Source organism: Paenibacillus sp. GCM10027630 (genome assembly GCF_042676305.1).
Lineage (GTDB): Bacteria > Bacillota > Bacilli > Paenibacillales > NBRC-103111 > Paenibacillus_S.
Genome location: NZ_JBHTGY010000033.1, coordinates 54,887 through 75,646, shown reverse-complemented (window position 1 = coordinate 75,646; position 20,760 = coordinate 54,887). Strand labels below are relative to the sequence as shown.

Annotated in this window: 19 protein-coding genes and 1 pseudogene; 3 read left to right on the top strand and 17 right to left on the bottom strand. The window is 45.9% G+C overall.

Annotated features, from left to right (window positions below; all coding sequences use genetic code 11):
- Positions 1-33 precede the first annotated feature (33 nt).
- Positions 34-1,404, bottom strand: coding sequence for a flavin monoamine oxidase family protein (locus ACFQ0C_RS16090; protein WP_379368090.1), 1,371 nt, complete (start codon positions 1,402-1,404; stop codon positions 34-36).
- Positions 1,405-1,831: 427 nt separating this feature from the next.
- On the opposite strand from ACFQ0C_RS16090, the gene ACFQ0C_RS16085 reads away from it, so the two are divergent.
- Positions 1,832-2,320, top strand: a complete 489-nt coding sequence (locus tag ACFQ0C_RS16085) for a DinB family protein (protein WP_379368089.1) — start codon at positions 1,832-1,834, stop codon at positions 2,318-2,320.
- A gap of 93 nt (positions 2,321-2,413) precedes the next feature.
- Here the strand turns inward: ACFQ0C_RS16085 and ACFQ0C_RS16080 are convergent, their stop codons facing one another.
- The 6 genes from ACFQ0C_RS16080 to ACFQ0C_RS16055 form a co-directional block, all read right to left on the bottom strand.
- Positions 2,414-2,554, bottom strand: coding sequence for a hypothetical protein (locus ACFQ0C_RS16080; RefSeq protein WP_379368088.1), 141 nt, complete (start codon positions 2,552-2,554; stop codon positions 2,414-2,416).
- A gap of 180 nt (positions 2,555-2,734) precedes the next feature.
- Positions 2,735-2,935: a hypothetical protein gene (locus ACFQ0C_RS16075; RefSeq protein WP_379368087.1), complete on the bottom strand. Its 201-nt coding sequence runs from the start codon at positions 2,933-2,935 to the stop codon at positions 2,735-2,737.
- Between the two features lie 39 nt (positions 2,936-2,974).
- Positions 2,975-3,253, bottom strand: a complete 279-nt coding sequence (locus ACFQ0C_RS16070) for a class I SAM-dependent methyltransferase (RefSeq protein WP_379368086.1) — start codon at positions 3,251-3,253, stop codon at positions 2,975-2,977.
- 170 nt (positions 3,254-3,423) lie between these two features.
- Entirely contained in the window at positions 3,424-4,458 is a 1,035-nt protein-coding gene (locus ACFQ0C_RS16065) for a serine hydrolase domain-containing protein (protein ID WP_379368085.1), read from the bottom strand.
- A gap of 159 nt (positions 4,459-4,617) precedes the next feature.
- Positions 4,618-5,244: a DUF2306 domain-containing protein gene (locus ACFQ0C_RS16060; protein ID WP_379368084.1), complete on the bottom strand. Its 627-nt coding sequence runs from the start codon at positions 5,242-5,244 to the stop codon at positions 4,618-4,620.
- Positions 5,245-5,248: 4 nt separating this feature from the next.
- Positions 5,249-6,271, bottom strand: a complete 1,023-nt coding sequence (locus ACFQ0C_RS16055) for a DJ-1/PfpI family protein (RefSeq protein WP_379368083.1) — start codon at positions 6,269-6,271, stop codon at positions 5,249-5,251.
- Between the two features lie 308 nt (positions 6,272-6,579).
- Here ACFQ0C_RS16055 and ACFQ0C_RS16050 point away from each other — a divergent pair, with 308 nt between their 5' ends.
- Together ACFQ0C_RS16050 and ACFQ0C_RS16045 are read left to right on the top strand one after the other, a co-directional pair.
- Positions 6,580-7,266 (top strand): response regulator transcription factor, encoded by a 687-nt coding sequence (locus tag ACFQ0C_RS16050; RefSeq protein WP_379368082.1) that lies wholly within the window; start codon positions 6,580-6,582, stop codon positions 7,264-7,266.
- Position 7,267: 1 nt separating this feature from the next.
- Positions 7,268-8,347 (top strand): annotated as a pseudogene (locus tag ACFQ0C_RS16045) (sensor histidine kinase).
- Between the two features lie 211 nt (positions 8,348-8,558).
- Here the strand turns inward: ACFQ0C_RS16045 and ACFQ0C_RS16040 are convergent.
- From ACFQ0C_RS16040 to ACFQ0C_RS15995, 10 genes are all read right to left on the bottom strand, one after another.
- Positions 8,559-8,897, bottom strand: coding sequence for a VOC family protein (locus ACFQ0C_RS16040; protein ID WP_379368081.1), 339 nt, complete (start codon positions 8,895-8,897; stop codon positions 8,559-8,561).
- A 115-nt stretch (positions 8,898-9,012) separates the two neighbouring features.
- Positions 9,013-10,332 (bottom strand): DUF4179 domain-containing protein, encoded by a 1,320-nt coding sequence (locus tag ACFQ0C_RS16035; RefSeq protein WP_379368080.1) that lies wholly within the window; start codon positions 10,330-10,332, stop codon positions 9,013-9,015.
- Entirely contained in the window at positions 10,259-10,861 is a 603-nt protein-coding gene (locus tag ACFQ0C_RS16030; protein ID WP_379368079.1) for an RNA polymerase sigma factor, read from the bottom strand. Before ACFQ0C_RS16030 ends, ACFQ0C_RS16035 begins: the two co-directional genes overlap by 74 nt.
- A 561-nt stretch (positions 10,862-11,422) precedes the next feature.
- Complete coding sequence (locus tag ACFQ0C_RS16025; RefSeq protein ID WP_379368198.1) at positions 11,423-11,644, bottom strand: GNAT family N-acetyltransferase; 222 nt, start codon at positions 11,642-11,644, stop codon at positions 11,423-11,425.
- Positions 11,645-11,828: 184 nt separating this feature from the next.
- Positions 11,829-13,403 (bottom strand): extracellular solute-binding protein, encoded by a 1,575-nt coding sequence (locus ACFQ0C_RS16020; RefSeq protein WP_379368078.1) that lies wholly within the window; start codon positions 13,401-13,403, stop codon positions 11,829-11,831.
- A gap of 67 nt (positions 13,404-13,470) precedes the next feature.
- On the bottom strand, positions 13,471-14,343 hold the full coding sequence (locus ACFQ0C_RS16015) for a carbohydrate ABC transporter permease (protein WP_379368077.1): 873 nt from the start codon (positions 14,341-14,343) through the stop codon (positions 13,471-13,473).
- A 4-nt stretch (positions 14,344-14,347) separates the two neighbouring features.
- Positions 14,348-15,259 carry an ABC transporter permease gene (locus ACFQ0C_RS16010; RefSeq protein ID WP_379368076.1) on the bottom strand — a complete coding sequence of 304 codons (912 nt, stop codon included), beginning with the start codon at positions 15,257-15,259 and terminating at the stop codon, positions 14,348-14,350.
- A 256-nt stretch (positions 15,260-15,515) separates the two neighbouring features.
- Entirely contained in the window at positions 15,516-17,180 is a 1,665-nt protein-coding gene (locus ACFQ0C_RS16005; protein ID WP_379368075.1) for an extracellular solute-binding protein, read from the bottom strand.
- Positions 17,181-17,196: 16 nt separating this feature from the next.
- Positions 17,197-18,720, bottom strand: coding sequence for a response regulator transcription factor (locus ACFQ0C_RS16000; protein ID WP_379368074.1), 1,524 nt, complete (start codon positions 18,718-18,720; stop codon positions 17,197-17,199).
- A complete protein-coding gene (locus ACFQ0C_RS15995; protein WP_379368073.1) occupies positions 18,692-20,536 on the bottom strand; it encodes a cache domain-containing sensor histidine kinase in 1,845 nt (614 codons plus the stop codon). The genes ACFQ0C_RS16000 and ACFQ0C_RS15995 overlap by 29 nt, the downstream gene beginning before the upstream one ends.
- Positions 20,537-20,760: the final 224 nt, after the last annotated feature.

Here is a 20,760-nt window from a genome sequence, read left to right as displayed (position 1 = left end):
TCTACTATAGTTCTTCTTGCAAAAAATTTTGTACTATATGCTTTTACTGGCAATAATTTGATTTACAGCTCGTAACGCAGAAGAGATCGCACCTTCAATCCAGCCGGGAAAAAGACTTGTATTATCGCCAGCAAAGTAAATTCTTCCTTGTTCGGCAGACAGTATTGGGAGCATTCGAATCATCTGATTCGGCTTATACCAAGCATACGCACCTCGGGAGTAAGGATTATGATCCCAAGAAAAGACCGTCCCACCTTCAAAATTATACGACAATTCAGGAAGCACCTGTTTAATTTCTGATACAGCTGTATTAATATTACCAGTTCTAGATATTTCCCTTGCCGATTCACCGGAGGAGTACGAACAAATTAGCCCCCTCCTTGATGTCGTTTGAGTGAATGTAGCATCAAGCAACCATCCAATTTTCAGATCCGTATTTACTGTAGTAAAGGAACTTAAGTTGTTCCAGAATCTAGTTCGGCTTTGTATGACGGTACGAGTAACGGAAGTAGAAAGTTGATTTTGAATGACATCATTTTTTTCTTTACTAAGTGGTGGAGAAAAATGAATGGTACGCAGCATTGTAGAGGGAATGGCCACAATGACCCTATCGCAGCAGATAGTGAAAGCTTCACCGGAATTATTAAATTGGATCGTTACTCCTTTATTACTTTGTTCAATATGCGTCACAGCACATCCATAACTGATATTAGAGCCTATTGTAAGGGCAAGCTTTTTCGGTAATTGATCCATTCCACCTACTATAGTCTGTGTACTTCTTTCGGAACTGGCCATTTTTAGGTCAAGCAGTCGCTGTAATGCAGATACTTTGCGAATACCATCGCCTAACATCTGCATATACCCAATTTCAAACAGCTTAATGGCACCCGAAGATGCTCCTTGACCTTTAAGATATTCTTCCATTGTCATAGAATCGAGCTGTACCGCTTGTTTTGTTGGCCAGCCAGGCAAAAAAGGATTACCCGTCGCTTTAAGCCCCGGCTTGAGATACTTTTCCAACATCCCCGCGTATCCTAAAATTCTTTCCTCAGCAGTAAGTGAAACAGGCCATAGTGCAGGTTCAGCAGGAGAATCTATTATTAATCTCCCATCGATATATGACAAACTTCTGTTGGGGACTGGTAAATTTATTAATTGAACCCCGGCTTGCTGGGCATAACTCAATGTGAGAAAATGATGCGCTCCAATGAAGGCAGCCCCCATTTCACAAAACATTCCGTCGGCAAATTGATCCCGCATCGTGTATATGCGACCACCCGGTTGACTATTTGCCTCTAATAAACGCACATTGTATCCTTGTTTCATAAGCTCCAAAGTACATACCAAACCCGCCATCCCTGCCCCAATAACTACAATACGCTCAGGAAAACGACCTATTGCCATAAAATCCGATTCCTCCAAATATTACTTTTATATACATCATGCTTGTTTATTATTTTTAGTTCCTAGGCTCTTCTTATTATTCTATGCTGTCCGTTACTTCAATAAAACAATAGAGGAGCTGCCTGAAGCAAGCTCCTCCACTATCGTGTCCCGGGCACCGTCCCGAGTCATATAACCCGGGCTCACGCTCGCCTATCAGTTATATGACAAATTTAGCTAAGAAGGCTCGTTGCAAACCGAGTCGAAATAGCCTGCTCCCACATGTCTTTGACACCCAAAGCTGCTTTCAGGACTAAATCCAAAGAGTCTGCGACCGTAGGATCCCGATCATCCACAGGTTCAGCGAATAAGGGCGTTGGCAGTCGCACCCGTGCGTGATACGATAAAAGGGAACAAAGAAATCAAGAGACGATGGAGGTTAAGCGTCATGCAAACGATTCGCAGTTTGTTCGTACACATGGATTGGGCGAACCGCCGCCTACTGGAGGCGCTGCAAGCCTTGCCGGCGGACGAAGCCGGCAAGGCAACGACTCTGTTTCAACACGTGCTCCAAGCGGAGCGCATCTGGCTGACCCGGCTGCGTGGCGAGAGCAGTGAGGGGCTCGTGTTATGGGCGGATGACGCGGATCCGACAAAATGCGCCGCGTTAATCGAGGACAACGAAAGCGGCTTCCGTGAGTGGCTCGATGCCCTACCCGAAGATCGATTGGACAATCCGATCGCTTATCGTAGCCAGGCCGGAGCACCGTTCGAGACGTCCGCGCGGGACATTTTGATGCATGTCGCCTTGCATGTCCAGTACCATCGTGGTCAGATCAACGCTGCACTCCGCGCGGGCGGGTTCGAGCCAGCAGTCATTGATTACATCCTATATGCGCGACTTGGTGGAACAGCAATTCTCGAAAATAAGTTGTAAACAGATACTTTTTAGCTGCAGTCCCGGACATGAAATAAGTCTTAGACTGCGCTGTTTTTATTGAACTAACGTTCTCCGTTTTGCTGTTCCCCGCTAGCGCAACGATGAAAAACCAATATCTCCATTGTCAATCTTTTCGACGAGCGACATGGAGAACAGCACCCCAGTGGCGGCGAACCGATTTTTCTGGACGACTATTAAGGCGAACTCGGATTTCGTTGAAGAGTTTGTCACGTTTCCATTCCTCCATGAGTATGTGCCCAGAGAAGGTTTCGAGGAGTTTAATGTACTCGTCAACATGATAAATGCGCTCCCAATCAAAATGTCGTATGTGAACAACCTCAAACAGGCCGCTTTTCTCTATCTCATCTTTTTGCTCGTGAAGTTGCCCTGGTCGCGGCCAATCGTTGTTTTCTACCGATTTACCTTCGCCGATTTCATAGTAAACGCTTTGAATTTCTCGGAAGAATGGGTCTCCATCGTCTGGAAAAACGTGATCTGCGTTCCAAAATGCCAGGTGTCCGCCGGGACGAAGGACCTGTCCTGCCTTAATATACCGAACTTCTGGATTAACCCATTTCCAAGCGGTTGCAGCGAATACCAGATCAAACCCATTCTCTGCCTCCGGCTGCCATTCTTCGAAGCTCCCGTTGATTAGTCAATGTCCATTCCGACAAGGTTTTGACGGGCAATTGTAGCGAGCTCAGCGCCAAGTTCTACGCACGTGATTTTAAATCCGCGCTTGGCTAACGGTAGAGTAGCCTTTCCTGTAGCACAACCCACTTCCAACAAATGATCACCTGGATTCAAATTTGCTGTATGGATTAAATCATCGAACATTTGCTCAGGGTAATCCGGACGCGCCTGCTGATAAATATTCGCGGCTTGTTCAAATGACTCGCGCAATTTTTTATTATCATTCTTCGAGTTCATAATACCTCCTTATACTCAACCTCATTTTGGAAAACATTGTTTTTCCAGATGCTCTCTTGATTATTATTTGCAGATCTCCCCTCCAAAATAAATTGTGCTGCAAAAGTCAAAGAATTTTCAAATTGAAAAAAGGAGGAGACAAAATCACTGAGGAAGCCAGAATCACTCTGTTAATGTAAATTTCTCGCCGAAGTAACAGCTAAATTGCTAAACTCTTGTAAAAAATCGTTGTGGTCGCGCTCGTTATCTGCGTAATTTCCTTTTTCCTGATTTGACATACGTACTACTACTAGATCTAAATCTGGAACAACTAAAACCAGAGGACCGTATGAACCCACAATTTCATATGAATTTTGTGGTACATTTTTCCCCATTGAACATTGTGATGATTCACCATCCTTAACAAACCACAGGCAGCCGTTTCGTGGAAGCCCCTCTGATAATTCAATTGGCGATTGTACGGCAATGGCGTTTCTAATAACGATTTCAGGAACAATGGATTTGCCGTTGATGTTACCTAATTTCAAATGCAGATATCCCCAATAAGCTAGTTCCCTTGCTGAAACAAATAAATTCCCTTGACTCCCGTCAGTGTTAGAACGAACACGTAAATAAGCGCTTTCGCCACTAATAACAGGTACGAGCTGTTCTGAAACAGCACTACGATAACCTGTTTCTGTCCATCCTAATGGTTCGAATATCTTTTCATGCAGTAAATTAATATATGGTTTTCCTAAAGCATTACTGATTATTGTTTGCAGTAATCTAATGCCCACACTGTTATAATCCCAATCCGTACCTGGTTTAAAGATTCTCGTTATATGACCCTCTTTTTCTGATAGCCCGTGGGTATAAGTTAATAGGTTTCTAATAGTGACGCCTTCTAAAGCAGCCCTTTCACTGTCACTAACCTGTAAATATTTCAATACATAATCGTCAAAAGAATGGATTTTCCCCTGATAGAATGCCCACGACGCTGCAAGTCCAAGATAACTTTTTCGAACAGAGGCAACGTTAAATTGCGAATCCGCTCCAGTTTTGCGTGCTGCCTCGTCAAAGGAATGAGTACCGCTGTAAATTTCAGCAACGATATGGTCATTTTGAATGGCAAAAAGCGCACATGCCGAGGCAGCATTCAATTTACTAATTTGCTCAACATAAAACATCAGATTGTCAAAGCTAGAATTTATCTTTCTCTTCAGCATCGCATAAACGCCCCTCTAGAATAAAATAAAAATGACCCATTTTCTCTAGAGTATACCACTTATAAAATTAGATTTTGATATATCTCTTCAAAACATGCTAAACATGCTTAATAAGCAGAGATGACTGGGCTGCCTCATTCATGGTGGAACCGCAACCTCTCAGGATTTACTGATCGTTCTAACAATGACTTCAGGAATGACCAATAGAAGCACTATGGAGCCGTAAACGCCAATTGTATAGCTGGTAACATAAATGAGACCGAATCCATGATGAAAAAGGGAGGTGATGAGATGTATCAGCAAGTTCGTAAAACAAAAGGCGTAACTTCGGATCATCCAGTTCCTGTGCCGTATAATCCGTTTCTTTTTAATTTGGACGAGCGCCATAATGGTTATAAGCAGCCATACCATATTTAGCGTATTGAACCCCATACTGCTTATTTTTCCTCCTGTCGCGTAAGGCGCCATGTATCCGGAAGTCAGTACGACAAGAAGTACGGACCCTATATAAACGTAGCCATTTATGCGTTGGAGCTTGCGGCTTTTTTCAAAGATTCGATTTGACAAGTTGAGCATCCCCACCGCCATGGCGATGCAGGCAAACGCAACGTGAACATGCATAACGTTTAACAAGATCGGGCGATTAAGCTCGCGTTTAAGTCCGGTTTTCTCACTCAAAAATTCCTCAGCTCCGGGATCGATAATATAATTGACCACCAAGGCGTAAAGGATAAATAGAATACTGACGCAGGCTAATAGTCCGTATAATGTTTTCCCTTTCTTCATGGGCTCAAAACCGCCGTTTGCCCGTTAATTTAGATGCCGGTAGCACGCCGGCCTTGGCGATTCCGTTCATGTGATCTCCATCGGCGCCAACTTCGAACTTCAGATTTAAGCGCATTGGTTTCGTGATTCGCAGCGACCAGGTAAGCTTGTTGTCCTGAAGTTGGGGATTCATAAACTCGATCGTTTCATCCCCTTGTCTTGCCCTGCCTTGGAGAATCCCATTACTTGTTGATATTGAGAGCTTGACTTGCAGTTTCCCAACCGGCGTAGCGATTGTCGTATCCCAATCCCCGTCGAAGACATGTGCTTGTGTGATTTTGTTATGAAGGGTACCATAAGTCATCGACACTTTGTTCGTTTCGGCGCCCGTCAAAGACTTATAAGTGCAAGGCGCAATTCCTGTTTCTCGCCAAACTGTTCCCCACCTTTCAAATTCAAATAACTGCTCTACCGCGTGTGCGATACGCGGTCCAAGCTCACGTTCCACCAGATAAAGTGCTACATCGAGTCCCGAAGTTACACCGCCGCCGGTAACCAGGTTGCCGTCGTCCACTAAACGTGCTGTGACGGGAATGGTCCCAGTTGCTCCAAGTAAATCCATGCCCAATAGATTAGTTACCGCAGGTCTGCCTTCCAGCAACCCTCCCATGGCCAGCAACAAGGAACCGCCGCAAACCGTCGCGACGACGATGTCTTTTTTCCCAAGTGCCTGCTCAATCATACCTGTCAATTCTGTATTCATTGCGCGGGACAGAATAACTGGAATCGAATCGGGGCCATCTCCTTCGACGTCACCCGACGCGCCAGGCACGAGAATGATATCCGCACGTTCCGGATTCAATCTGCCGCTCGCTTCGATTTTTAATCCGTTGATACCGCTAGTCACAGACCTCGGTCCTTCGGCGGTGACGAATTCTACGCATAACGAGTTTTCAGCTTTCATTGCAGCGGCGCAAAAAACCTCATAAGGTGCAATGGCATCCAGAAGGTCGAAGCCATCAAAAAGCACGATTTGAACCGTTAACATAAATAAATCCTCCTCTAAAGTCAGTTCGTCAGTTTAACTTGGTCGGTCTCTGTAACAATTACGAATGGCATACATCCGCAGCGCCACTAAACAAATGTGAGACAAAATATAGCTCCGAATGGAAAACGAGAAACGGTTGTTTTCCAAGCCCATTTGAAAACCTTCTTTACAATAGAAGCATAACAAATGTATATCTCATACCAAGTTGTAAAAAGGTCACAAAACAATAAACAATTCATCACAAAACATATGATTTCGTTTGCTCTTGCGGAAAAAATGATAAAATAGGATGCAAAGGAGGGGGATTCGTGAGTGTATTAAATACAATCCTTGTTGTAGACGATGACCAAAGTATCGTCGAACTATTGAGGGACTTTTTGGAAAACGAAAATTTTCACGTTTTAACTGCTTGTGACACCTCCCAAGCATTGGCCGTGTTCCAACAGAGCTCCATTCATTGTATTGTCCTTGACATCATGATGCCGGGACAAAATGGATTTGAGTTATGTCGCCGGATTCGGGCTGAGAGCAACGTTCCAATCCTTTTCTTGAGCGCTCGCAGTGATGATGTGGACAAGATTCGAGGGCTGACTCTCGGCGGCGATGATTATATCGTCAAAACCGCTTCACCCGGAGAAATTGTTGCCCGTGTCAAGGCTGTTCTACGTCGCATCGGCACGCAGCAAACAAGCACGGTCAAGATATTGGACTATGACCACATCAAGCTAGATTTGTCTTCAAGAGAAGTGTTCGTAGATAGAAAGACCGTCTCTCTTACGCCGAAGGAATATGAGTTACTGCGATTGTTTGCGGAGCACCCGAGACAAGTATTTACCTATGACCAATTGCTCACGAAGTTCTGGGATGGCGTTGGCGATAAGCATACGATACGTGTCCATCTCAGCCGTCTTCGCGAGAAAATCGAGCACGATCCGGCTCAACCACAATATTTGACCAACGTTTGGGGTGTTGGTTATCGTTTCGAGGGCGTTTAACATGAGGAAGCTTCGTATTCGTACCTATGCTTTGCTCAGCTTGGTACTCCTTCTACTGCTCCCATGGGTTTTCTTTGTGTCGGCACACTTCATCGCGACCCAATCGTTGCATATTGGAGAGGGCGGGCAGAATTCGTACACGGTTCCCACGGTTGCTGCATTCGCAGGACTGCTCCTCGCTTTCTTTATTGTAGGCGTTCGCATTCGCAGCCTCCTTCTCACGCCCCTCGAGATGATGAGCCAGGCAGCTCGGCAAGTCGCTGCAGGCGATTGGGACATTCATTTGCCCCAAGCGACTATAAGAGAGATCGCCGAGGTTTGCGATGGGTTTGAAGTTATGGTGAATGGACTGGAAAACTCGTACCGGAAGCAAGCGGAGTTGGAGGAAGAACGACGATTCGTTATAGCTGCCGTTGCGCATGACTTGCGGACACCTTTATTTGCCTTGCGAGGTTATTTGGACGGGCTCGAGCAAGGCATTGCACGAACACCGGATCAAATCGCAAAGTATGTAGCCGTTTGTAAGGAGAAATCGTCTCAATTGGACCGGCTGGTTGAGGATCTCTTCACCTTTACGAAGATGGAATATTTAGAAACAGAGCTAAGCGAGAATACCGCTGACTTTAACGATATTATTCAGAAATCGATCGACAGCCTGGAGCAGTAAGCGCAGCAGAAGCACATCTCAATTGTCGCCCGTTACGTACCGGATGGTTGTTGGATTAGAGCGGATTTGCACTTATTAGAGCGCGCTTTGAGCAATCTGTTGGATAATGCTGTAAGGCACACACCTGCTCATGGCCGAATTCTCGTTCAATGCCGCCGGGAAGGTGATCGAGCATTGTTCACGATACAGGATTCAGGGCCAGGCTTTATGCCGGAGGAGCTCAAGCGTATCTTTGAACCTCTATTTCGGGGAGAGCAGTCGAGAAATCGTGCCACGGGAGGAGCCGGATTAGGGCTGACCATATCACAGCGAATCATCCGCCAGCATGGAGGCGAGCTTACTGCAGGTAACCACCCAAGCGAAGGCGCAATCCTCTCAGGCTGGATTCCTGCCGCTAACCAATATGAAGACTGAAGCGAAAATAATCTAAAAAAAAGGCTGCCAACATTGGCAGCCTTCAATCTTTGTGTTCAGGCACACAACGGTGATAGTGGTCGCCGTTGCTTCAAGCTGCCCTTCCCTCATTTGGATCATTGAGGAGCTGCCGCGAGGCAGGCTCCTACACTATCGTTTTCCGTTAGCTTAGCAACAGACCACAACGACATCCTTATTGGGTGAAACTCAATCAAGCCAGAACTTCGACCATAAATCCACCCGGGGCTTGAACATAGAATGTCCAACCATGTGACCTTTGTGGTGGATTCACATCAAACCCATCATCTTTCAGACGTTGATTGATCTCGTTCACCCGCTCTTCGCTCTCCTGAATGAAGCCAATATGAAAGGTCTTAGGATAACTGACTTGAGCACCGCTCATCAAGGTAAGCACTAATCCGTGGTTGTCAGATAGTACAGCGAAAGAATTACCTCGCGTGTTCCCGGTTTTTAGTTCGAAATATTTCTCCAAGAACTCTCGAGTCGCTTTAACGTCGTTGACCGTGAGATTAAGATGGTTTAATTTCATAAGTTACAACTCCTTCATATGATACTAGATACTTCAAAAATTAGTTCCAGCATCCATATTTTAACACAATCATCACGTTGTCTATAATATATTCGCTTGCTCGATTTACTCAAAACTATTTTTTGATCCCTATAGGAATAGATATTGTCTTGTCGTAGGTTTTAATATAGTGATATCCGTTCAGCAGCAAGTATTCCGGTGCGTCAAATGTATTAAAAGAATACGTCTGCTCCCACAAAATGTTACCGTTCATAAGATCCCACGGGCGTGAAGAGGAAATGGATGATACGGGCACTGCGATACCACCCGCTTGTACAGATAAATTTCCCGTCTCCAGGATTGTAAATTGTTGTCTGGCGATTATGATATCATAGCCTGTATCGGTTTTTGTGACGCTTCGAATCCATACCTTTTCACTTCCAATTTTTATGGATTGATCCGATGGTGAGGCTAGTGAGATAGGTTCTTCAACTTTCTGATAGCCGGCAAAGTTTTCAAGTACAAGTTCAACAGTCTCAATCTTGTCTGTCGGAAGCACATCATATTCAAGTTCAAATCCCGGGAAGCCTTTTTCGCCGAGACGATCCGAACTCATTCCCCATGATTTCAATTCTGTTCCATTCACATAAAGCTTTGTTTCAGCTGAAAATCTCGGGAACTTCTCATAATCCATTTCATAGTGTCCCTTCACGATGGTTGAAGTTGGTGAAGCCGTAATGGAGTCATAGTGCACAGTTCCCTGATCGACAGGAATGGATTTTGAAATGTCCTTTTTAAGCATACTGTTCATCGCTTTATTCGCTTCAAACTTGAAAGAGATCGGATATGACGCCTGTTCCCCGTTATCTAACCGCTCACTGAATGTGACGGTTAATGTTCTGGAGAATGGACTAACAGGCTTGAATTTATATACTCCCTCGTAGTGTGTCTCGTCTTTGCTATAATTTCCATTTCCTTCTTTCGGATCTGAATCAGTCAAGAAGCCTTGCATTTTACCCACGCCGTAACGAGATGTACCATTATCTCTAAATACGGAGCCTGCGAGTCGATCTATGGTGTAATACATTAACAATGCGTTATCGTCCGCGATAACCCCATTGATGGTAATGACAGTGCCGTCATCAAGTGTTTTGCTTTTGTTGATCGTTTGTCCGTATCCTTGCTCCGCCACTTCAGGAAAGCTCAGAGAGCTCAGCTCGATTTTATTAAACAACTTACCTCCGTAATAAGCAAATGCAGGAAATTGATAGGTACCTACAATCAGAAGGAATGCTGCAACTGATGATGTAACCCATTTCATTGCTCTATTAGTGTTTCTTTTCCTAGTGGGGACATGTTCAAGTGCAATTCGAAGTATGCCTTCAAGTTCTGACGGAGCCTGTACGATATTCATGGTCTGTTTGTGCCCCTGTAATCTCTCCTCCACCGTTTTCATAACGATCACCTCCGATCATGGCTTTCAGTTTTTGTATGCCTTTCGATATCCTTGATTTAATTGTGCCAACCGGTGCACCGGTCATGTCCGCAATCGTCTGATACGGGAGATCATGTACGAAACGAAGTTCGATCGCTTCCCGCTGCCGTGTATTCAGATTAGAGAGCAGCACCTGCATATCCATCTCGGACTCCGTATAGCGATATGGATTATTGGCAGTTAATTCAGCATGTGATGCTTCTCGCTCGTCTCCTAGTGGAAGAAATCGTTCCTTTTTCTTGAGGATGGATTTGCAACGATTGACGAGAATGGTTTTGTTCCAGCTGTAAAAGACTTCACTCTTTTGCAATTGATCCAACTTTTCATAAAGCGTAACAATCATATCAGCCATAGCATCCATCGCGTCATGCTCATTTCTCATGTAGCTGTAGGCAAGACGATAATAAGCGTCCTGATCGGCTATGATTAGTTGTAATAAAGCTTCCTTGTTGCCTTTTTGGGCTTGTTTGACAAGACGGCTTACATCCATATTCTCACCCCTTTTCATAGATAAGAGATCGCAGAGGTTATAAAAGTTCATTTTGCGCAAAAAAATCTCCGCAACCAAGTCATAGGGAAGTTATCCGATCCCTATGACTTGGTTGCGGAGGTATATGAATCAAGAATACTGTACCCATACTCTGAGTCGAAGGAATAACCTCTCCCCACGCTTCTAGTTTGATTAGGGAAATCTGCTCACCTGTCTCGGCGTCATAGGCTCGTATTCCGTCAATTCTACGATGGACTGACTTTGTAGAGTGTGTGCCTTTTGCCCAGATAATCGGTATATTCAACACACTCTATTTCTCTAGATGCTGCATAATGAAACACAAGCTGTTCATTAATCATTTCAGTTATAAAAGTTGTCTTGGGACAGTTAGATACAGCTCGTTATTTTTTAATGATATGTCTAACACTTTATTCGTCCCATTTTCAATCATGTACTTGCCTACTTTGGAATCTTTATTGTTCAATTTGATCGGCTCAGCTGGTAGTGGCAATGAAACGTTACCCTCAAAAATAGTCTTGGCAATTTCTCTGCTTAAATGAGTTACAGGAACAACACTCTTTGACCAAAAACTTCAAGCGATTGTATCAGCAATCTTCCTACTCCCTGACCTTGAACTGAAGATAAAACGATTACATTCTCTATCAACATAAAGGGAATGCAATCCCCAACCAAGTCGTAACAAATAAGCCCGATTGAAGTACCAATAACTTTATTCCTCTCACAGGCTATTGCAACGTAATAGTTAGAAGTTCTAATAACAATATTACCACAATATGGGTCATAGGCTGAACAATCTGTCCGTTTCAGGAGGTTTATAGAGTTCTTGTCGAAGTAATCCGGAAATAAAAGAAGAAGAGCTTCTGTCGTGCAAAGCTCCTCAACTATAGTTTACTCTTTAGTCAACTGATTTAAGACTGCCTACAGTCTTCCCAAAAAGCCGCTCGCATTACTTTGCCGTTTTATTCATGAAGTCGACGTATTCTTTCTCCGCATCAGCGGTTGCCGGATACCATTCCTTCTCCAGGAAATCTTTAAATTGCTGCTGTGTAACCCCGCCCGTAATGTATTTCATCTCCTGCTCATCCTTCTTCTTAACGATATCGGGAATGCTGCTGTTCAAGTTCAAAATCTTAGGAGATCTTACCGCAGGGACGTTCACCGTCTTCATTCCTTTTAAGGCAGCTTCCGTTTGTTCCTTGAATTTATTCACTTTCTCCGCAGTATCGGCTCCCTCAATAATCGCGCCATTGCCATCAATTGCGTTAGCAATGGTCATGTAAGTGCTTGTCAGAGTAGCTAGCTTAGCGGCTTCCTCCGGTGTTCTCGTAATATTTTTCGTAGCCGGATCATAGCTGTCGAACGTGACCCCTTTTACCCCAAGCTGGAATAGGGTGTTGGCTTCCACTGTATTGCCCCAATCCAGGAATTTCAGTACGGCATCCGCGTTTTTGGACGATTTGGAAATCATCCATCCGCCCCACGTAGCAGGAGTCACCCAATCCGAAGCAACACCGGCGCTGTCCTTTAATACGCCGTGGTACGTATATTTTTTATCCGATTCCTTCTCCTTCGACAGGTTGGCCATCACCGCGTATTGATGCGCGTAGATCATACCAACTTTGTTCTGATTCAGCTTATCCTGGTCGACATAAATTTTGTTGATCAAAAATTCTGGATCGATCAGCTTTTCATCGTTCAATTGCTTCAGATAGGTGAGGTACGGGAGGTAGCCGGACATTTTCTCCCGGATTTTGTATGCTCCATCCGTATCCTTCACTCCATTCACCACCGGAAGGCCAAAGGCCGAGGCAAGGAAATTGGATGCGTTCCAGATCGTATTAGCGCCTAAGGACGGATTGGAGAAGCTCAAGCAATAGGTATCCGCCTTCCCATTGCCGTCCGGATCGTTCTTCGCGAACGCTTGACATACTTTCGTAAACTCGTCCAAGGTTGTAGGCGCTTTCAAATTCAGCTTGTCGAGCCACTGCTGATTGATCATATAGCCCCAATGATTGACGATATTCGGCCGTGGAATCAAATAAGTTTTACCGTCGTTGACGGATTTAACGCTGTCCCACATTTCCTTCGTAATGTTCTTGGTCAGATTCGGGTATTTGGAAATTTTATCGTCGAGCGGCATAAGCAGGCCGTTCTTCGCCCACGTTTCCATATTGGCGTCCGCGCCGCCCCAGTTATAGATGAGGTCCGGCAAATCACCCGAAGCCATCAGCACCTGCAGCTTATCAACGTAGTTGTTAATCGGCGGAGCTTCAATGGATAGCTTCACATTGGCCAATTTCTCCGCTTGTGCGATAACAGGGTTGTTCTCGAATACAATCCCTGCGTTCACCCTGTTGAACATTTTAATGGTGACCGGTGCGCTTGTGCTTGTACCCGAGCCGCTTCCGCTTGCCTGTTCATTCTTGGGGCTTTCGCCTCCTTGACTGCAGCCTACCAGAGCAGAGCCCAACAGCGACAGACTGAGGAGCGAACCTGCCATATTTTTACCCGCCTTTTTCATGTACAACACTCCCTGAATTATGAATGTATATTACAACTGCAATGACGCAGCTATAAACGTAAGTCAATCAGCCTTTGATGGAGCCGATAAGCATGCCCTTCATGAAGAACTTCTGCAGGAACGGATATACCAGAATAATCGGCAGCGAGGCAAAGATGATAATCGCCATCTTGATCGTAAAGACTGTCACCCCGGTGCTGTTCATATCCATTGCATCCTTTGCAAGGCCCCCGTCGTCGACCACCAGATCGCGCAGAATGAGCATGAGCGGCCATAGATCTCTTTTGGACGTATAAATGATGGCGGAGAAAAACGTATTCCATTGCGTCACAGCATGAAAAATAACGAAAGTTGCAATCGCCGGCTTGGAGAGCGGAATGATGATCCGGCTGAGTACCGTAATTTCATTGGCGCCATCGATGAAGGCCGACTCCTCCAGACTCGGAGGAATGGCGCTGACAAAGTTTTTCATCAGGATCAGGTTGTAAGCGCTAAGCACCCCCGGCAGGATCATGCTCCACAATGTATTGTAAAGGTGCAGAGATTTAATCAAATAGAAGTTTGGAATTAATCCGCCATTGAAGAACATCGTAAAGGTAATGAGAATCAGAATGACATTACGTCCCTTAAGATCCGTTTTGGATAGCGGGTACGCCGAGATGAGCAGCAGAGAGATGTTAAGCGCCACACCGATCACGGTGATCAGGATCGTATTTCTATACCCGGTCCACATGACTTTCATTTGAAAAATTTGCTTGTACGCTCCAAACTCCAGTTGGCTCGGGATCAGCTTCAGCGGGTTGGCCAAATATTCGGAATAAGGCGTTACCGAGAAGGATGCAACGTAAAAGAACGGGAATAAGCAAACCAGGGCGAATATCGAGATGGTGAAGTAATTAAGCCAATCGAATGATTTATCGGCGAAAGATCTAATTTTCATGCGATTACCAAATCCCTTCTTCTTTCATTAGCTTGGCTATTTGATTGCTTATCAGCAGGAAGATTAAGCCAATCACAGAGGTAAACAGTCCGACCGTCGTACCGAAGGAAAATCGTCCGCCAAGAATACCGACTCTGTACGCATAGGTCTCAAATACTTCGGACACCTCCAGGTTCATTGGGTTTTGCAGGACGAAGATTTGCTCAAAGCCGTTACCCATGATGTGTCCGAGTCTTAGGATGAGCAGAACGACAATCGTCGATTTGATTCCCGGAAGCGTAATGTACCCTATTTTCTGAATCCGATTAGCCCCGTCGATGCTAGCTGCTTCGTACAATTCCGAGTTGATTCCAGCAATGGCGGCGAGGTAGATGATGCTTCCCCAACCGGATTCCTTCCAAATGCTGCTCAGGATAACCACGGGACGGAAATAGTCTATATCAGCCAGAAAAAAGATCGGGTCCGTGCCAAATTTACCGAGAAAAATGTTGACGATTCCCCAGGTCGGCGACAGGAAGTTCACCAGAATGCCTCCGATAACTACCCAGGAGATGAAGTGAGGAAGGTAAATCAAGGTCTGAGCGACCCGCTGGTAAACAGCACTGCGCAGCTCGTTGAGCAGAATCGCCAGGATGATTGGGAAGGGAAAACCGAATACCAATTGCAGTAGGCTAAGATATAGTGAATTCCAAAACACCTTGTAGAAATCGCTCAAGCCAAACATGTACTTGAAGTTGTCCAGGCCAATCCAGGGGCTGCCTAAGATGCCTTTGGCAAAGTTGAAATCCTTGAACGCAATCAGTACACCATACATCGGGATGTAGTTAAATACAAAGAAATATACGACACAGGGAAGAAGCAGGATATATAAGTATTTCTTCTTATTCAAATAATGAAGCGCACTTTTGGTAGACATGAATACTTTCACCTCGGTTTAACCTATATTTGTCGGAGTCGCGGGGATCTCACAGGACCATTGTATAATTTCAGCCCTCGAGCAACATCTATTAACTATGGAAAAATGGATATAATTTTTAGGTTTGCGATGATCGTTTCATCCCTAAAGCAGCATCGGCATATCCAAGCATTATTGGTGCTCGTGCCTCTCGTTATTTCAGTCGACACAAAAAAATCAGCAGCCCGGATACCTAACCGTTCTGCTGATTCCCACTCTATTTCTGCTGCTCTGCGCGCTGCTGTCTAAATATATCGTAAATATCCTTCGTCAAAATAATCTTGTCTCTGTCGTTGGCATAGAAGCTCCTGTACCAGTCATCGACCTTCTTACCTCCAGCCTTCTCCCATACTACTATCGCATCCTGCCGGGCCATCTCAGGCGAGTAGCCCGGGTTAAGAATGGACTTGATCCAGATGTCGCCTTCACCGGAACCGACATGCCTCGAAGCTTCGGTCAGAATCTGCTGCAGCTCCGTAGGCAGCTGCGGCATTTGCTCCGAATGGGTCGGACCCGCCACTTGCAGATTAAAGTCCACATACGACGAGTTGAGCTCAAACATCTGCTTCACCTGCCTTTGCAGCGGATCCTGGCTGCTCAACTTCTCTGTCCCGTAATAGCATTTACCCGAAAGAATCGGTGAAGCAAGTATGGCGAAATCCCCGGAGCCGTAGTTAAATTCCGTCTTCCATTTGTCCAGGTCCAGCATCTGCGGACATTTACCCGACTCCGTCTTGCTGTGGACCCCCTCGAATCCGTAATACATCGTTTTCATAAACGTTTCCGAAGTGGCAAAGTCGACATACTTCATCACGGACTCCAAATCTTTAGCCTGCGCGTTCACTACAGCCGTCATTTGAATCGGATTCACAAAGATCGGATTGAACTGCCCGATCGGCGTCTTCGGATAGGGTATGACCGTCAGCTCAGCAAGAGGAACGTTTCTCTTCAATGGCAAGTAAAAGTCGGTATAAAAAGTAACAGGCACATTAAATTGGTCCATATAGATGCCGATTTTGCCGTTCAGGAAATCCTGCTTCGCCTTCGAACCATTCTTATCATTCAAGTAGTTCTTATCGACCAGCCCTTCGGTATAAATTTTTTTCTTAAAGGCAGTAACCGCTTCCAAATGATCCCAGCCATGAACAAGCTCATTATCATGAACGACATAGTCCGGATACGTGACGCCGAATATTTCATCAAGAACCGCTCCGGGGTTTAAGGACATGGCTATACCGTAGGTATCGTTCTTCCCGTTGCCATCGGGATCGCGCTCTGTGAACGCTTTCGCTACCTGGTAAAGCTCCTCCGTCGTTTTCGGAATGTCGAGGTTCAGCTTTTTCAGCCAATCCGTACGAATAAACAGCCCCCGCTGCGGGATCGTTTCATTGATGCGGCCGAACTGGAACAATTCACCATTCGCCGCCCTTCCCACCTTACCCAGCACCGGATATTTTTTCAGCAGCTCCTTGTAATTCGTACTGTACTTCTCTATCATGTCATGAATCGGCAGCAGCAGCTTCTGATCCATCAGTGTATACTTCAGCGGAGCGGTATACTCCTGAATCAAATCAGGCGCTTCTCCGGCTGCAAATAATGTATTGAGCTTTTGCTCCGACTGTGAGCGGGGAACAGGTACGAACTTGATATCCACCGGTCCGGTTTCATTAATCCATTTGGTTATTTTGTTATTTTCAACTGAGCCTTGACTGGATGGAATCGTACCCCGTTCATAGATGGTAGCCGTAATATGCCCTCGCCTCTCGGACTTCTTGTCTGCATGGGTCGTATTCTCTTCCTCAGATATGCAGCCAGTTGCTGAACACATAAGAAACGTAATAACAGCTATAGGTAGGAAAACCCGCAGCCTTGAAATTACCATGATGGCTCCCCCATATTTAAATTTGACTGAGCTTGCGGAACTCCTTCGGAGAGAGACCCGTTGACTGCTTGAACAGCTTTGCAAAATAATTCGGCAAATCATATCCGATCATGCCTGATACCTCCGTCACATTCATATCGGTGTTGGACAGCAGCTGCTTCGCCCTTTCCATCCGCAGTTCGATCAAGAAATTGACGAAGCTGCAGCCGGTTTCCTTTTTGAATAGATGGCTGAAATAGGTGGTGTTTAAATGTACCTGCGAGGCGACCTGCTGCAAAGAGAGAGGTTCGGAAAAGTGCTCCTTCATGTAGCGGATCGCCTTCGATATCGCGTTAGCGCTGTGCTTACTTTGCCACTGATGATACGTATGGAGGAACCCGTCTGTCTCTGCCTTCATCCAAACATAGGCTTCATCCGTGCTGCGGCATTCGTGGAGCCTGCTGATTCGCTGAGTCAAGACTTGCGGGTCGTGCTCCGACTCGAACTGCTTGCGTGCCGTATCCTGAAGCGCGAAGCTAAGCGATAAGGCATCAATCTTCCAGCTATCCCCCTGCATGGTGCATATTTCCTTCATGAGCTGCTCCAAATACTCCTTCAGATTGTTCGTTTGGCCCCCCAATATAAAAGCCATCATCTGCGCGCTGACCAGCAGCAGCTGAGCCCTATTCAGCGGGAACAAATCTTCCATACTGCCTCCCGAAGCCACATCCGCGTGGGTCATGATCGACTCGTATAGATCAGCTAGCTGCAGTAGACTTTGAATTAAGCCTCCCTGATACGTGGTTACGGTTAGTCCTAAGAGCTGCATTACGGTGGCGCACACCTCAGTACACAGAGACTGCTCCTCCGATCCTTGGGTTATAAAGAGCGCATAACGGCCAGGTTCTACGAGCAGCAGCGTACCTGACATATCATGTACGTCGAGCAATTCGCTAATAATATTCAGGACGGCAAACTGCAGCAGCGGCACATCGCGCTTCGAATACTGCCTGTGAGCTGGGAAATAATCGGTAATCTGAAACAAAATAAGCCTACTGCCGAATAAGCTGTGCTCCAGTTGCGTAACGGATTCTATCGAATAAGGAGACCGCAAAAAGATGGAGCGCAGCGTATTCTCCAGCTGCAGCTGCCTTTCGCTAGCCTGTTTTCTAAGCCTTTTCTGCTTTTCCTGAACGATAACCTCTACCTTCTCGAGCACCGTGTCGATATCCTGCTTGCTGCAAGGCTTTACGAGCAGGTCAAGCGCACCATGCCGGAGGGCGGTCTGGGCATACTGAAAATCCTGAAACCCAGTAATCACGATAAACTCGATGTCCGGAGAAGCCGCCTTTGCGCGCTTCAGCAGCTCCAAACCATCCATCAAGGGCATCCGGATATCCGTAATTACGAGATCCGGATGCAATTCGGCTATAAGCTGCTCTGCTTCTTGCCCGTTCTCCGCTTCCCCACACACATTCCAGCTCGTCCCTGAGCCAGCAATCATTTTGGCCAGCCCTTTGCGGAATAAAGGTTCATCCTCCACCAGAAGAATTCGTGTCACTAGCAGCCGCTCCTTCCTTCGCATAATAGGCTTCATAAGGTAAAGTCAACCGTACTAATGTCCCTTGCCGCAATCTTCGGATATCCAGCCCGTACGGCTCGCCGTGGACCAGAAAAATGCGGCGAACTACATTGCGGACTCCGATGCTTTCCCTCTCTCTTCGCTCGTCATATAGGGTCTGTTCATCCAAAATTTTATGAATCATTCCAGAGTCCATCCCGCACCCGTTATCCTGAATTTCAATGCGCAGGTCGGTTTCGTGACGGTAAGCGCGAATCAACAGCCGTTTGTCAGTGGTCTGGTCCCGGAATGCATGAACAAACACATTTTCTACCAAAGGCTGCATAAGCAGCCTTTGCATCGGGCAGTCCTCAAGCTCTTCTTCCGCCTCGATACTGACATTCAGTTCATCGCCATGCCGCGCTTCCTGAATCGTAATATAGTTGCGGATTTGTGCCAGCTCATCCTTCAGCGTGCTTGGAGTAGTTACGGGAGCTAAAGAATATTTCAATAAATCGGACAAGCTGGTGACGAGGGACGCGGTTTCCACATCATCGTACAGCAGCATAATTTTCCAATAAATCGAATTCAACGCATTGTGCAGGAAGTGCGGATTAAGCTGTGCCTGCAGCGCCTTCAGCTCCGCCTCCTTCTCGCTTAGCTTACTTATGTAAACCTCTTGGATGAGTGATTGGATATTGGCGATCATAGTATTGAAGCTATCGGACAAAAAAGCAAATTCGTCACTGGATGTTTTCGGGATTATGACGCGCAAATTCCCTTCGCGGACCCGCTGCATCGCCTTGACTAGCACTTGCAGCGGCCGCAGCAGCTTAGCGCTGAAGATATAGACGCTGACCGCCATTAAAACAACGCTCACAAGGCCCGAGATTAAAGCCAGATGGTAAATGTTTCGTCCCTTCGCTTTTATATCCGTTAAGGAAATGCCGCTGACGAGCGTGAAAGACCGGGGCTCATGCACACTTTTTACGAAGAGATAATCTTCGCCGTTGTTATGCTGAATGAACGATCCCTCCCGCTTCTCCAGCTTGGGCTCAAAGGCTGCCGTGTCTTGGGGTTCCCGGCTGTAAAGCAAACGATTGTACTGATCGTAAATATAAGCCCCCGTCGTCCGGCCGGCCATAAGCGGATCAAGTGAGTTTCCTAGAAACGCCTCATCAATGACCAAGATGATCATCCCGTATGTGGTTTGCTGCTTGGTTGATTTTAACAGCCTGGCCGCTACGATACTGCTTTTATCTCCTGACGGCTCGGAGGAATCCGGGATCTTCATCCTCTGCCACACAATCTCCGCGGAGGTTGTCGGCATTCCCTTCTTTACCTGTTCGTAGAACTCAGGAAATCTCACTTGAATGGAAGCGTTCGACTGACTGTAATACATATTGTGGCCCTGCCGATCCACAATGTAGATCGCGCGAATTTGCGGCGTTTCATTTTTGAGAGGAAGGAGAATGTCCGCGAGGTTCCGCTCCAGCATAAAATCCCGGTACGCCTCACTGACACCGTCTGCCGGTTGGGCATGTGTACCTTGAACGATTTGCTCCACGAGCGGATGGAAAAAGACAAAGTCGGTAATCCGGTAAATATCTTGAATCTTAAAGCCGATCTGTTCAATCGTTTGTTCGCTGGTTTTGAGATACTGCTTACTGATTTCGCTTTCGAACATATTCAAATTAATTCGGTAAGAGGCGTAGCCGGTAACCAAAGAACAGACGATAATGATGACGGATAAGCACAAGATCAACTTCACTTTAAAGTGCTGATTAATATATTGAAGTACATGGCTGTGCATCATCTGATTATGAATTCCTCCTGAAGGACGGCAACGGGTGAGCTATAAACGTAAACAGAGAAATTGATCCCATCTGACACAGCTCCCCTGGACATAGTTTAGCAGTTTCACTAGGACTCAACAGCCAACAATGATTGAAAAACGGATAAAATCTTTAGGTCTATCTGTTGATCTAATAGGTATTAACCTGCCCGTCTAGCTCAATGAACGTTCGTATACTAGCAACC

Bases quoted from the DNA above. Each gene is read 5' to 3' on its own strand.
- ACFQ0C_RS16090 (WP_379368090.1), bottom strand. From the start codon at position 1,404: ATGGCAATAGGTCGTTTTCCTGAGCGTATTGTAGTTATTGGGGCAGGG.
- ACFQ0C_RS16085 (WP_379368089.1), top strand. From the start codon at position 1,832: ATGCAAACGATTCGCAGTTTGTTCGTACACATGGATTGGGCGAACCGC.
- ACFQ0C_RS16075 (WP_379368087.1), bottom strand. From the start codon at position 2,935: ATGGGTTTGATCTGGTATTCGCTGCAACCGCTTGGAAATGGGTTAATC.
- ACFQ0C_RS16070 (WP_379368086.1), bottom strand. From the start codon at position 3,253: ATGAACTCGAAGAATGATAATAAAAAATTGCGCGAGTCATTTGAACAA.
- ACFQ0C_RS16065 (WP_379368085.1), bottom strand. From the start codon at position 4,458: ATGCTGAAGAGAAAGATAAATTCTAGCTTTGACAATCTGATGTTTTAT.
- ACFQ0C_RS16060 (WP_379368084.1), bottom strand. From the start codon at position 5,244: ATGAAGAAAGGGAAAACATTATACGGACTATTAGCCTGCGTCAGTATT.
- ACFQ0C_RS16055 (WP_379368083.1), bottom strand. From the start codon at position 6,271: ATGTTAACGGTTCAAATCGTGCTTTTTGATGGCTTCGACCTTCTGGAT.
- ACFQ0C_RS16040 (WP_379368081.1), bottom strand. From the start codon at position 8,897: ATGAAATTAAACCATCTTAATCTCACGGTCAACGACGTTAAAGCGACT.
- ACFQ0C_RS16035 (WP_379368080.1), bottom strand. From the start codon at position 10,332: ATGAAAACGGTGGAGGAGAGATTACAGGGGCACAAACAGACCATGAAT.
- ACFQ0C_RS16030 (WP_379368079.1), bottom strand. From the start codon at position 10,861: ATGGATGTAAGCCGTCTTGTCAAACAAGCCCAAAAAGGCAACAAGGAA.
- ACFQ0C_RS16020 (WP_379368078.1), bottom strand. From the start codon at position 13,403: ATGAAAAAGGCGGGTAAAAATATGGCAGGTTCGCTCCTCAGTCTGTCG.
- ACFQ0C_RS16015 (WP_379368077.1), bottom strand. From the start codon at position 14,343: ATGAAAATTAGATCTTTCGCCGATAAATCATTCGATTGGCTTAATTAC.
- ACFQ0C_RS16010 (WP_379368076.1), bottom strand. From the start codon at position 15,259: ATGTCTACCAAAAGTGCGCTTCATTATTTGAATAAGAAGAAATACTTA.
- ACFQ0C_RS16005 (WP_379368075.1), bottom strand. From the start codon at position 17,180: ATGGTAATTTCAAGGCTGCGGGTTTTCCTACCTATAGCTGTTATTACG.
- ACFQ0C_RS15995 (WP_379368073.1), bottom strand. From the start codon at position 20,536: ATGATGCACAGCCATGTACTTCAATATATTAATCAGCACTTTAAAGTG.